The sequence below is a fragment of the Psychrobacillus glaciei genome (assembly GCF_008973485.1).
Lineage (GTDB): Bacteria > Bacillota > Bacilli > Bacillales_A > Planococcaceae > Psychrobacillus > Psychrobacillus glaciei.
On the sequence record NZ_CP031223.1, the window covers coordinates 353,425 to 366,128 of the forward strand.

Here is a 12,704-nt window from a genome sequence, read left to right on the forward strand (position 1 = left end):
TGCGTCTCTGCAATATGTAGAGGCGTTTTTCTTATACTAAAGATAAAACCATATATATCGCAGTGAACCAAATAATGACTGCAGAAATCTTATTTAATATCCCAAGAAACTTACCGGATGTATCTATCTTTTTCAACATTCGACCAGCAAAACATAGTCCGTGAAACCAGCACCACGACACAATGATACATGTTGCGGTAAAAATAACTTTTTCTGTTCCCGTGTAAACAAGTGAGCTTGAACCAATAACCCCAATCGTATCAAGTATGGCATGTGGGTTTAGCAGCGATTCAGATAACGCGAAAATTATTTGTTTTTTAGTAGACATTTGAACAGTTTGGGTTTCAGTAGATGAACTTGATTTGGCAAATCAAGTGACAATCCCCATATAAATTAGAAACAAGACACCGATCCCTATTAAAGTAATACGCAACCAATCATATTGCATAACAATCATCGACACCCCTAAAATAGCTAAAAGTATTAGCAAGGTATCACATATGGAAGCAGTCAACGATGCAGGCAATGCTTTTTTAAAGGATGGTTGGATAGCCCCTTGATTGAAAATAAATAGATTCTGTACACCTAATGGTAATATCAATCCTAATGCTAACAATAGTCCGTGAATAAATGGTTCCATTCAAATTCCTTCTTTCATAAGGTGTACTTTTGCTGAAGATATCCGTAGAGGAAAAGTAAACTTAATGTCGAATATATATTAATAAGGAACAATACACATCATATTCAACTATTTTAGCACTATATGGATTTAATTCGGATGAAATATTCATATTTTTCTAATAGATAAATAAACTAGTAATAGGCTGGAGGGATTATGTGATGCAACAAACAAGATATGAAGAAACAGAAAAAATAAATCCGTTTTTTTCTATTTGGCTATCCACTAGAAAAACGGTGCGTTATGTATTGGATCATAAAAGTTTAAAATATTCACTTACGCTAGCTGCAATAGCGGGAGTACCTAGTTCTATTAGTGGGATTGGTGAATGGAGTAAGAACTTTGATATTTCTTTGTGGTTATTGTTATTAGGAATATTAATACTTGGTCCTATTATTGGCTTGATCGGAGTAGGTATTGGTGCTGTTATTTATACCTGGGTAGGCAAATGGTTTGGTGGATATGGAACGTTTAGAGAGATGGCTCAGGCAATGGGCGTTGTAGTGATTCCAAGTATTTGGTTGACACCATATTGGATTTTATCATTTATTTTTGTTTACAATAATCTGTTTACCATGAATTTATGGGAAGCTACATCGGGGTCAATGATTTGGTTTATCCTTTCTAATTTGTTTACCCTTACTTATTCCATTTGGATGATTATTATTCAAAGTAAAGCAATTGGAGAAGTACATCAGTTTTCAAGCGGGAAAGGATTTGCAACGTTAATAATTCCTTCCATCACAATAGTAATCATTGTATTTATTGTGGCGATTATCATTGGATTTTCTATGGCAATGTCGTCTGCTTACTAAAAAAACGAGCTTGCATTTATTCTATTTTAAATTGCAAGCTCGTTTTTCATGCTATTATAGGCAAAAATGAGCATGAAATCACAAAGAAATAAGTTGAATTAGATGTTCATACCAAAATACTTTAAAATATATAGTCTTGAGAGAATGGTAGATGTGATACATACACTTGGGTTTGCTACTCTATACTCAAATTATCAAGAAAATCCTTCTGCCACGCATTTACCACTTCTATTGAATCTTGATGGAACTGAATAGGTCGGTCATTTTTCTAAAGGAAATAACCAGTGGAAAGATATAGAAGGACAACAGGTACTTGTTGATTTCCAAGGACCTCGTTGTTACATCTCGCCCTCTTGGTGTGAGAAGAAAGATGCTGTGCCGACTTGGAACTATGTGACTGTTCATATTGTGGGGAAAGTGAAGTTAATGGATGAAGGAGATTCTCGACTTTGGGAATCCATGGTCAAAATAACCGAAAAATATGAAGATCCGTCAAGTGATTATTCGTAGGAAGAAGTAGATGCTTCGTATATAGATGAATTCTCAAAAGGTGTTGTTGGTTTCTCTATTTCTATTGAAAAAATCAAAGGTAAAGCAAAGCTACGTCAAAACCATACGCAAGAGAGAGTAAACATGTTATTGAAGCACTTGAAAAGACAGGTAGATTCGAAGAGTAGCAAATTGCAAGAATGATGAAAATAAAATCAAATGTATTGCTGTAAAGATAATACTTGCTTGATACCAGCGGTGGTATCAGCAACAATTTTGGGGACAATAAAGAAGAATATGGCGATGGCGGACAAACATCCGCAACAAAGTTACCGAAAACATAGGAGCGGGAAGTGACACAGTCACTTCCCGCTCCTAATGGTTAAAAGCAATTAAAAAACGACTATATACCGAGTACCTAGTGTTTTTTACCATATTACCTAGTAATTTACTGGATACTTTTTGTTAATCAACACATGTGTAAAAATACGCCCTTTTATTCTTGTAATATGTTTCGTACAGGGTGATACTAAAATATAAAGATTCAAATCAAATTATCTATTAGGGAGTAATGTTTAAAATGTCTGGGATAACAGAAGTTTTTCAAAAAAAGGGAGTAAAAAGAGTTATTATTTTTGGTTTAATTGTATTACTTCTGTTTAGTGTGAAAAGTATGATCAATTTGATTTTGCTTACGTTTATTTTTACATTTTTAATGGATCAACTCGTAGAATTTGTGGCAAAACGTGTAAGATTAAAACGTGTATTGCTTGTTATGTTAATGTATTCACTAATTGTCGGCTTGTTGGTATTAGGACTTGTGAAATACTTACCTATTATTACAGTAGAAGTAAGTCAACTCATAAAAAGAATAACCACCTTTTACACACAGCCACATGAAAGTGTTTTGATTAATTATATAGTATCATTTATTTCAACTAATCAGATTGCTACCTATTTAGAGAATGGTTTATCCTTTCTTCTGAAATCTTTTACGGATATTAGTAAAATTAGTGTCCAAGTTCTAATAGCTTTGGTATTGAGTTTGTTTTTTTTATTGGAGAAGCCACGTTTAAAAGAGTTCACTGCCAAGTTTAAAGATAGCAAGATTGCTCCTTTTTATTATGAAATTGAGTTTTTTGGCAAGAAGTTCACCCGTACGTTTGGAAAAGTTATTGAGGCTCAGTTTATAATTGCCATCATTAATGGTGCTTTGTCGGTAATTGCAATGATAGTTTTGGGGTTTCCTCAAATATTTGGTTTAGCAATTGTCGTCTTCTTTTTAGGGCTTATACCGGTTGCTGGGGTAATTATTTCACTAATACCCCTATGCTTAGTTGCATATACAATTGGAGGATTTATAAAGGTTATTTACGTTGTTATTGCTATTGCAATTATACATGCAATAGAAGCATACTTTTTGAATCCTAAACTGATGTCCTCAAAAACCGATTTGCCGGTTTTTTATACTTTCGTAGTGCTTATTTTTTCACAAAATTTCTTTGGAGTATGGGGATTGATTATTGGAATACCAGTATTTGTTTTCTTACTGGATGTACTTGAGGTGACAAATAAGGAGGAAATAATATGAAAAAATATGATTCAATAAAACTGACCTCTCTCACTACTAAAGGAGGGTGTGGTTGTAAAATAGGACCCGCCGATTTGGAACAAGTTTTACGTAAGTTACCAGTGTCTCTTCCGAATCCAAACTTACTAGTTGGTTTAGATACGAGCGATGATGCAGGTGTATATCGATTAAATGATACAACCGCCATTGTACAAACGGTAGATTTTTTCACACCGATTGTGGATAATCCTTATGATTTTGGGCAGATTGCAGCTACTAATGCAATTAGTGATGTCTATGCAATGGGAGGAACACCGATCACCGCTCTTAATATCGTAGCTTTTCCAATTTCGACTTTAGACAAAGGGATTCTAAGTGAAATACTTCGAGGAGCTGGGGATAAATTAAATGAAGCAGGTGTAACCTTAGTAGGTGGGCACTCGATTGATGACAAGGAACCGAAATTTGGTTTGGCTGTTACTGGCGTTGTGCATCCGGATAAAATCAGAACTAATGCTGGTGCTAAAGTAGGGGATAAGCTAATTCTAACAAAGCCTATTGGTGTGGGTATTTATACGACATCGCTTAAAAATAATTTGTTGTCGGAAGAAGAAATTATTCAGGTAACAAAAGTTATGACTACACTAAATAAGACAGCTGCCGAGGTAATGTCGGGATATGATGTTCATGCAACGACTGATGTGACTGGATTTGGGTTACTAGGACATGCTTCTGAAATGGCTAAAGGAAGTAAAGTAGGTTTATGCATTTATTATGATCAAGTACCAGTTTTACCGAGAGTAAAAGAGCTTGCTGTAGCTGGTTCAGTACCTGGTGGAACTAAAAATAACTTTTTACATTTAGCTGATGTTGTCACGTATCCTAAATCATTGGATCAAATAGATCAATGGATTTTATGTGATGCTGTTACATCCGGAGGTCTTTTGATATCAATTGCTAATGATGAAGCAAATGAACTCGTTAAGGAGCTTCAAAAAAAAGGTGTCGATGCACGAATTATAGGTGAAGTAACGGAAGAGTATATAGGGAAAATCCATATACAGTAATTTGATTAAAATTGGTCTAGAAGGTGAAAGTGTTGTTTCATGAGATTCCATTAACTGATTTATTCGCTTTGTATAAAAAAGAAAGTCACTTAATAATTGATGTACGCTCTCCTAAGGAATTTAATGAGTCAACCATTCCTGGAAGTATAAATATCCCTGTTTTTAATGATGAAGAACGTGCAGAAGTAGGGACAATCTATAAACAAGTTGGAGCGAAAGAGGCAAGTGAAAGAGGTTTAGCTATTTTTTCTCAGAAGCTCCCAGCTTTTATTTCTGAGTTTAAACAGTTAGAAACGCCATTTACCGTTTTTTGTTGGCGCGGAGGAATGCGCAGTAAAACTGCAGCTACTGTACTAGATTTAATGGGATTCCAAGTAAACCGCCTAACCGGAGGAATTCGTACCTACCGCCAATGGGTTGCGCATGAGTTAGAGAAGGAAGAATTCACACCAAAACTAATTGTATTAAATGGATACACTGGATCAGGTAAAACAGCAATTTTGAAGCGATTATCTAAGGAAGGATTTCCAGTGATCGATCTGGAGGGAATGGCTGGGCATAGAGGATCTATCTTTGGTCAAATTGGTCTAGAGCCAAGCAACCAGACCAAATTTGACTCTCTTCTCCTTACTGAAATGTTACGTTATCAAGGCGCGCCTTACGTTTTTATAGAAGGGGAAAGTAAACGAATTGGGAGAGTCGGTATGCCGCAATTTCTATATGAACAAAAAGAACAAGGACTACAATTGGTGATTAATCTTCCAATCGAGGTAAGGGTTCAAAATATTATAGATGATTATCGGCCGTGGGAATCGCCTCAGTATTTTAAAGAAGCTTTCCAATTGATCAAAAAACGAATTCATACACCAGTTGCTAAACAAATCGAGGTTAATTTGGATAATGAGGATTTTGCCCTCGCAACTCAGCTTTTGCTAGAGTATTACTATGATTCCAAGTATGAATATTCAGGAAGTCACATTCTTGAGCAACAAAAAATTATCATTGATGCAGTAGATATAGATGATGCTTTCCAAAAGGTACTGAAGGAAATGAAACAACTAGTCGAGTAGACTTAAGATACCAGCTGTTAAAGTAATTTAGAATTATTTTGAAATTGGTACTTATCATTTTTTAACTTTCACAGGAATTAATTTCATAATTTGGAGCGAAAGGCGGCGACTTCTGTGAGTTGAGTGAGACATTTGAGATAACGCTCACCCTGCAAAAAGTGTCCGCCAATAGCGGAAATCACGCTGATTTATGAAGAGTATTTGATACATACTCTCACATTTCACTTTAATATTGTTCGTGTTTTATGTGCTAAATTTGAATTATGAATTTGATTTGCTTAGATAATAAATTTAGTTTGACTTGTCCAATATTAGACTTGGTTTTAGTTATATAATAGAATATAGAAAAGAAACAGAAAATTTTAATGCTATTATGTTATACGTAGATTTTAATGCATCATATGAGGTAAGTGTAAGTAGCTTTAGTTTTTGGAGCCGTTTGATTAGTTACTATCAAGCGTTTTTTTTTATATTTCATTTTGTTTATAAAATTAGTATGGAAGGGTGATTACATGTCGAAGCCATATTACATGATTATTAATGGAGAAGATGTTGGGAAAGACCTGCCTGTTATAGAAGTTAGTAACCCTGCTACAGAAGAAATATTCGCCACTGTTCCAAAAGGTGGGGCCAAAGAAGCGGTGGAAGCTGTTGATGCAGCTTATGAAGCATATGGAAAATGGTCAGCATTGTCTGCATATGAAAGAAGTGAACGAATACAAGATTGGTATATTCTGATTAAAGAACATACAGAGGATCTTGCCAAAACGATGACGGAGGAGCAAGGAAAACCTCTTGCAGAGGCTCGTGGGGAAATCAATTATGCAAATGGTTTTATTTCCTGGTATGCAGAAGAGGGCAAACGAATTTATGGAGAAATAATCCCGGCAACTCAACAAAATAAACGACTTTTTGTGCATAAACAACCAGTTGGAGTTGTTGCAGTGATAACCCCTTGGAACTTTCCTGCTGCAATGATTACAAGAAAGGTAGGTCCGGCACTTGCTGCGGGTTGTACTGTAGTAATTAAACCAGCTGGTCAGACCCCGCTAACAGCTATAAAGCTAGTACAATTAGCGAAAGAAGCAGGTATCCCAAGCGGAGTAGTAAATGTAGTGACTGGAGATTCTAAAGCAATTGGAAATGCTTGGCTTGAAGACACCCGAGTTCGCAAACTTACTTTTACTGGTTCTACAGAAGTAGGCAAATTACTGATGAAGAGCGCAGCTGATACGGTAAAAAAAGTATCGCTTGAATTAGGGGGACATGCTCCTTCTATCATCATGGAAGATTGTAATTTAGAAAAAGCGGCGGAAAGTGTGCTTGCTGCCAAATTCCGAAATGCTGGCCAAACGTGTGTATGTATTAATCGTGTGTATGTGCAAGAGTCTATTGCAGATGAATTTACTGAATTACTTTTAAAGAAGGCGAAACAGTTGAAGATTGGTAATGGCCTTGAAGAGGGTGTGACGATAGGACCGCTAATCGATGATTCTGCTGTTCGAAAAGCGCTGGAGCATGTGGAGGATGCGGTATCAAAAGGAGCAGAAGTGAAACTTGGTGGAAAAAGAAAAGAAGGTCTATTCTTTGAACCAACGATTTTGACGAATGTAACAGATGATATGCAATGCATGCAAGAGGAAACGTTTGGACCCGTTATACCAATCAGCACGTTTAAGGACGAAGAAGAGGCAGTAAGACGTGCAAATGATTCCATATATGGACTTGCTGCATATGTTTTTACGGAAAATATATCAAGAGGAATTCGTATTACAGAGAAATTGGAATACGGCATAATTGGTTTAAATGATGGACTTCCATCAACCCCTCAAGCGCCATTTGGAGGATTTAAACAAAGTGGTCTTGGGCGTGAAGGTGGCCACCATGGAATGGATGAATATTTAGAAATAAAATATATTTCACTAGGTTTATAGGTAACACGATCGACTTGGATTTAAACTATTCGGAATAGTTAAATCACAAGTCTTTTTTCATGTTATGATAAATAAAATGAGAGAAGAGTTAGGTGAATATACATGAAATTTTATGTGGGATCGGGTTTAAAAAATAAAGAACAGGTGAGAGAAGTAGGGGGAAAGCTTAAAAACATAGGGTGGAACCAAACTTTTGACTGGACACATAATGAACAAGCAAATAATCTTGCAGATTTAATGCATATTGGAACACAGGAAAAAGAGGCAATAAAAGATGCTGATTATGTCATTATTTTATTGCCTGGTGGTAAAGGGAGTCATATTGAATTAGGAATGGCTATTGCTCTGCAAAAACAAATTTTTCTTTACTCACCTCATGGAGAAGCGATGGATATGGAAACGACAAGTACATTCTATCACTTACCAGAAGTGAACATCTGCACAGGCTCAGTTGATGAACTTATTTCAGTAATTCAAGAAAATAGCTAATTGGAGGGGAAATAGATGAAACAAATCATTGGTATGGGTGGTGGGGGCTTTTCCATGGAGCCTGAAAACCCGTTATTAGATCGATATATTTTGAAGCAATCAAAAAGTAAAAGACCAAAAATTTGCTTTATAGGTACAGCTAGTGGCGATGCGGAAGGTTATATTGAGCGTTTTTATAATTTCTTTCAAAAGGAAGAGTGTGAACCAACACATTTATCTTTATTCAAACTACATACCCGTGATATTAAAGGGTTCTTAATGGAGCAAGACATCTTGTATGTAGGTGGAGGAAGCACAAAGAACTTGATGGCGCTTTGGAAAGAATGGGAACTGGATATAGCTGTTCGGGAGGCTTATGAAAACGGAACAATTCTATCGGGTCTTAGTGCTGGTTCACTTTGTTGGTTCGAAGAGGGTGTCACAGATTCCTATGGCGGTGGAATTGAGCCTATTTTGTGTCTTGGTTTAATAGGAGGGAGTCATTGCCCACATTATGATGGGGAGGGAGATTACCGTCCTGCTTATAAACGTCTTATACAAGAGAAAGTTATAGGAGCTGGATATGCTGCAGATGACGGGGTTGCTCTACATTTCATAGATGAAAAATTACACACAGTGGTAAGTTCTCGTCCACAAGCAAGTGGATATCGTGTGGATAAAGATAAAGAAGAAAAGTTATCCACAACCTATTTAGGTACAGAAAACTAATCAAAACGAAGAAGGAAATATCAATTATTAACCTAGACTCATGTGAGGCAATCAACTCTCTATTGGAATTAATTTCTCTCACTAGGAATCTAGTAATAGTAGGACCTACAAAGGCATGTTCTTAATTGTTTTTACTTTTACCGTACACAGTTTACATGAATCAGTGGGTGTATCATTAGAGTAGGTGGTACTAGAGAAAAATAGATAGCATCCATGTATAAAGAAGCGCTGAGCGGACGAAATTGTATCTTCGTCCGCTTTTAAAAGAATAGGAAAGTATCTAATCTCTACTTAAACAAACCTTACGCACCTTGTCTCTACATATTCCAAGAGGGAGACGGACAAACATCCGCCACAAGATTACTGAAAAAAGTGGATCGTGAAGTGGCGCAGTCACTTCACGATCCACAAAAGAAACACCGGTAATAGTGTAGCGATGATTCATCCAAAGCACTCTGGGAATAGAGAAGGCAAGAGCACTTAAAGGACGCTAGCGTTTTTCTTAAAAGATAAGAAAGTATATGGATTATCGTACTGCGAAACCAGCGTTCATAGTACTTTAAAGAATTATATAATACCGCGGATTTTCGTTTCAGGTGGACGAGTTGCGCGGGGGCGCCGCATTCGCGTCGCTTGTGATGTCTCATCTGTCTCACATAGGAACAAAGGCTAATAGCGCCACATCGTGTGGCAACGCCTTCGTGACCAACATCCTTTTGGCCTCTCGCTAGAGTCGCCACCTTTCACTACAATCCATTAAGTGAGTAGTATCTAACAAGAAGATTTAGCCAAGCTGTCTCTAAAAGGATAAAATTAGTTTAAGTAAACGTAGTGATCATGAATCCTGTAATCTTAGTTGAATAAGAGGTGCTATTGCTTTTTTAAATTTTGAACATCTGATAAAATGTAGTTCTCTATCTAATGTTCATTGATTATAAATGTCATCTATCTTACGAAGTAATTATAATTTGCCCAATACATACTAGTTGATTGGAGCGGAGGCGGCGACTTCTGCGGGAAAAGCGTGAGCTGAAAGCCCCGCAGGAGTGTAGCGACGAGGAGATTGAAGCCGTGCCCGCGAAAAGCGTCCGCCGTAGCGGAAATCAAGGCTATTTCTATGGTTACTTTTGTTAAAAGGACCGGGCATCTTTTTGCCCGGTTTTTCTAATTTATAGCATGACCTTATCTCGTAAAGTCTAATTCTAAAAAGTCTCAAACGCATAAATTTTAATTCTCTTCTTTCAAAAACAAGACTAAATCACGAAGATTCTCCTGCGTTACCCCATGACCCTCTTCGTATGTTTTGAACGTCACGCTCGCTCCTTGTGCCTCAAAGTAATTCTTGCTTTCCAAACTTAATTGAGATGGAATCACATAATCATAGTCTCCGTGTGAAATAAAAATATTCAAATGATCGACAGGATGCTTACTATATTCATCCTTCACAAATTCAGGTAAATAACCACTTAATGCAACTGCCCCACTAACTACACTGCCCATTGTTAATGCTAAAGTTTGTGCTAAAACAGCACCTTGACTAAAGCCGAGTACGTATATATGGTCCAAATTAAGATCGAATTCCTCGATAGCCTCATATATAAAAGATTGAATATAAGTGACCACCTTATCAAATATGTCACGATCTGGCTTGTCTTCTTCATCAGTTGTGAAAAAAGCATAACCTGGTTTAAAAACAATAGGTCCACGCAAACTAAATATATGATGGGTCTTCTTGAATTCAGTAACTAGTTGTGGTAAATCATCTTCATTGCTTCCCATACCGTGTAATAAAAAGATGGCTGGCTGCTTTCCTCCTGTGATTTGTGGTGCTGTGTGTTTATATGTAAAAGGTGATTTCATTTATTTTTCCCCCCTAGGCTTAATGTAAGTTCATTTTATCATAAGTGTTGGAAATGCCTTATAAAAGGAAAGCTTTTGGATACCCTAACAAAAAAGCATCTTAGGAGATAAAAGCCATGAAAGAATTCAAAATAACTTATTTTTATAATGAAAATTACTATATAAGAAGATTTATCTTTGTGGAATCTCAAGAAAAAGCGGAGGAATTAATTCAAAGTGAACGAGATAGATACATTTCATTTCGAGATGGTAGAGGAATTTATCATGAATTAAATACAAGAGACGTTCGAGTAATTCAAATTTCGGAATACCATAGAATCGATAAAACGAAAAAAGGGGCTATTCAATAAGTCGCAAATTAGACTTATTGAACAACCTCTTCTCATACTGTATCGAAATAGGGTCTTCAATTAAACCTTTGATTTTCACGAATAAATGCGGAAAGAGATTGTCCATTTTCCAATTTCATAAAAAAACAAATAGGTCAGTCTAAAAACTATTATTACTAGCATTCTAGACTTTCTCTTTTAGTTTTTACGGCTATTATTGGAAATTAGCCTCTTATTTCTCCCGTATAAATGTACGATAAGTACACCTAAAATGGCAATAAGCCCTCCAACTATCGAAAGAATTGCTGGCAACTCTTTTAACCAAATCCAGGCTACTAAAATGGCGATAACTGGTTCCGCGTATAGTAGGCTAGACAATGAGCTAGCTTTACTCATGGATAGTGCAATTGCCCAAGTTAAGTATGCAACGGCAGTAGGGAAGATCCCGATATAAATGGCAGACAAATTGGCTTCCAGTGTTGCATGTTGAATGTCTTGTAGAAGACCAGGAGCAAACACGAGAAAAGGGATTGTACCAGCCCATGTGAAGTAAGCAGTTAGCTCAATAGGGTTGTATTTTAAAAGCAAGGACTTTTGGTAAACAAAAAATATCGATGTTGCAATGGCTGCAATAATAACTAAAAATACTCCAGGAGAGATGTTAAATATGGAATCTCCAGTGCCTATTCCAATCAATAAAATACCAACAAATCCAAATCCTAATCCAAACCAACCAATCTTTCCAAGACGCTCTTTCAACACAAGTACCGCAATGATTGTTGTAAAAATGGGTGCTGAACCTATTAGCATCCCTGAAGTACCAGCTGAAATAGTCAATTGTCCATGTGTGACACATATATGATACACGCTAATTCCGATCCATCCAAGAAGGAGTATTTTTAAAATATCTTCTTTCCGTGGCAGCTGAAAATTAATTCCAGGAAAAAAGGCTATAACGCCAAAGAGGAAGGAAGCAATAATAAAACGGAATAAAATCAAATGCCCAGCCGAATAGCCTCCGTGCAAACTAGCACTTATGCATGCAAAGCTCGATCCCCAAATAAAAACCGTAATCGTAGCCAAAATAATAGCTTTCTTATTCAAATTTCCCACCAGACTTTCTACTACTTTGTATCTTAATAAAGCAACTTATCTTACAACAAAAATCAACAGAAAACAACATATTAGTAAAGATGATATTCGGTTTTCATATCCTATACAGGGAGTATTGAGTGATAATGAGAAATTGACTTTTATAAACAAAGGCAATATTAATTGTTGACATTATACCCTTGTGGGTATAATGTATTTCTTGCAGGTCGCTTTCAAACCGATAACCTTTTTGAAAGGAGGTCGTCCAAAATGTATGATGCAAAAACAGTAAACCGTGTCAAGCGTATAGAAGGACAATTGCGAGGGATTTTAAGGATGATGGAAGAAGGAAAAGATTGTAAAGAAGTGGTCACTCAGCTTTCAGCAGTTCGTTCGGCAGCGGATCGTACGATTGGTGTGATCGTGAGTAATAACCTACTAGAATGCGTGCAAAATGCAGAAGGTAATTCAGATAAGTTGAATTCAGTTATTCAGGAAGCGATGAATTTAGTAGTTAAGAGCCGATAAAGCGGCTTTTATTTTTCCATAAAATAATACCCTATTAGGTATTGAGGGTTGAAAGAAATATTTAATAAAGGAGA

The 12,704-nt window shown here is 36.5% G+C and carries 11 protein-coding genes and 2 pseudogenes; 10 read left to right on the top strand and 3 right to left on the bottom strand.

Annotated features, from left to right (window positions below; translation table 11 throughout):
• Window positions 1–31: 31 nt before the first annotated feature.
• Window positions 32–640, bottom strand: a pseudogene (locus PB01_RS01755) (LysE/ArgO family amino acid transporter).
• A gap of 200 nt (window positions 641–840) precedes the next feature.
• Here PB01_RS01755 and PB01_RS01760 point away from each other — a divergent pair.
• The 8 genes and pseudogenes from PB01_RS01760 (at window position 841) to PB01_RS01795 (ending at window position 8,821) form a co-directional block, all read left to right on the top strand.
• On the top strand, window positions 841–1,494 hold the full coding sequence (locus PB01_RS01760) for a YIP1 family protein (protein WP_151698581.1): 654 nt from the start codon (window positions 841–843) through the stop codon (window positions 1,492–1,494).
• Window positions 1,495–1,596: 102 nt separating this feature from the next.
• Window positions 1,597–2,187, top strand: a pseudogene (locus PB01_RS01765) (FMN-binding negative transcriptional regulator).
• Window positions 2,188–2,563: 376 nt separating this feature from the next.
• Window positions 2,564–3,574 carry an AI-2E family transporter gene (locus PB01_RS01770; protein ID WP_151698582.1) on the top strand — a complete coding sequence of 337 codons (1,011 nt, stop codon included), beginning with the start codon at window positions 2,564–2,566 and terminating at the stop codon, window positions 3,572–3,574.
• The gene (gene selD, locus PB01_RS01775) at window positions 3,571–4,620 is read left to right on the top strand and encodes a selenide, water dikinase SelD (RefSeq protein WP_151698583.1); all 1,050 of its coding nucleotides are present in this window, start codon (window positions 3,571–3,573) and stop codon (window positions 4,618–4,620) included. Before PB01_RS01770 ends, selD begins: the two co-directional genes overlap by 4 nt.
• Before the next feature lie 32 nt (window positions 4,621–4,652).
• Window positions 4,653–5,690 carry a tRNA 2-selenouridine(34) synthase MnmH gene (gene mnmH / locus PB01_RS01780; protein ID WP_151698584.1) on the top strand — a complete coding sequence of 346 codons (1,038 nt, stop codon included), beginning with the start codon at window positions 4,653–4,655 and terminating at the stop codon, window positions 5,688–5,690.
• 512 nt (window positions 5,691–6,202) lie between these two features.
• Complete coding sequence (locus PB01_RS01785) at window positions 6,203–7,624, top strand: NAD-dependent succinate-semialdehyde dehydrogenase (protein WP_151698585.1); 1,422 nt, start codon at window positions 6,203–6,205, stop codon at window positions 7,622–7,624.
• Between the two features lie 102 nt (window positions 7,625–7,726).
• Window positions 7,727–8,113 carry a nucleoside 2-deoxyribosyltransferase gene (locus PB01_RS01790; RefSeq protein ID WP_151698586.1) on the top strand — a complete coding sequence of 129 codons (387 nt, stop codon included), beginning with the start codon at window positions 7,727–7,729 and terminating at the stop codon, window positions 8,111–8,113.
• 15 nt (window positions 8,114–8,128) lie between these two features.
• On the top strand, window positions 8,129–8,821 hold the full coding sequence (locus PB01_RS01795; RefSeq protein ID WP_151698587.1) for a Type 1 glutamine amidotransferase-like domain-containing protein: 693 nt from the start codon (window positions 8,129–8,131) through the stop codon (window positions 8,819–8,821).
• Window positions 8,822–10,048: 1,227 nt separating this feature from the next.
• Here PB01_RS01795 and PB01_RS01800 read toward each other — a convergent pair.
• A complete protein-coding gene (locus PB01_RS01800) occupies window positions 10,049–10,681 on the bottom strand; it encodes an alpha/beta hydrolase (protein WP_151698588.1) in 633 nt (210 codons plus the stop codon).
• 116 nt (window positions 10,682–10,797) lie between these two features.
• On the opposite strand from PB01_RS01800, the gene PB01_RS01805 reads away from it, so the two are divergent.
• Window positions 10,798–11,031 carry a hypothetical protein gene (locus PB01_RS01805; RefSeq protein WP_151698589.1) on the top strand — a complete coding sequence of 78 codons (234 nt, stop codon included), beginning with the start codon at window positions 10,798–10,800 and terminating at the stop codon, window positions 11,029–11,031.
• A gap of 177 nt (window positions 11,032–11,208) precedes the next feature.
• Here PB01_RS01805 and PB01_RS01810 read toward each other — a convergent pair whose 3' ends face one another.
• A complete protein-coding gene (locus tag PB01_RS01810) occupies window positions 11,209–12,123 on the bottom strand; it encodes a DMT family transporter (protein WP_318837497.1) in 915 nt (304 codons plus the stop codon).
• A gap of 249 nt (window positions 12,124–12,372) precedes the next feature.
• On the opposite strand from PB01_RS01810, the gene PB01_RS01815 reads away from it, so the two are divergent.
• Window positions 12,373–12,630, top strand: a complete 258-nt coding sequence (locus tag PB01_RS01815; RefSeq protein WP_151698591.1) for a metal-sensitive transcriptional regulator — start codon at window positions 12,373–12,375, stop codon at window positions 12,628–12,630.
• Window positions 12,631–12,704: the final 74 nt, after the last annotated feature.

What these genes read in the sequence shown, in the direction of transcription:
- PB01_RS01785 (WP_151698585.1), top strand. Translation starts at nt 6,203, where the DNA reads ATGTCGAAGCCATATTACATGATTATTAATGGAGAAGATGTTGGGAAA.
- PB01_RS01815 (WP_151698591.1), top strand. Translation starts at nt 12,373, where the DNA reads ATGTATGATGCAAAAACAGTAAACCGTGTCAAGCGTATAGAAGGACAA.
- PB01_RS01760 (WP_151698581.1), top strand. Translation starts at nt 841, where the DNA reads ATGCAACAAACAAGATATGAAGAAACAGAAAAAATAAATCCGTTTTTT.
- PB01_RS01805 (WP_151698589.1), top strand. Translation starts at nt 10,798, where the DNA reads ATGAAAGAATTCAAAATAACTTATTTTTATAATGAAAATTACTATATA.
- PB01_RS01800 (WP_151698588.1), bottom strand. Translation starts at nt 10,681, where the DNA reads ATGAAATCACCTTTTACATATAAACACACAGCACCACAAATCACAGGA.
- selD (WP_151698583.1), top strand. Translation starts at nt 3,571, where the DNA reads ATGAAAAAATATGATTCAATAAAACTGACCTCTCTCACTACTAAAGGA.
- PB01_RS01795 (WP_151698587.1), top strand. Translation starts at nt 8,129, where the DNA reads ATGAAACAAATCATTGGTATGGGTGGTGGGGGCTTTTCCATGGAGCCT.
- PB01_RS01790 (WP_151698586.1), top strand. Translation starts at nt 7,727, where the DNA reads ATGAAATTTTATGTGGGATCGGGTTTAAAAAATAAAGAACAGGTGAGA.
- PB01_RS01770 (WP_151698582.1), top strand. Translation starts at nt 2,564, where the DNA reads ATGTCTGGGATAACAGAAGTTTTTCAAAAAAAGGGAGTAAAAAGAGTT.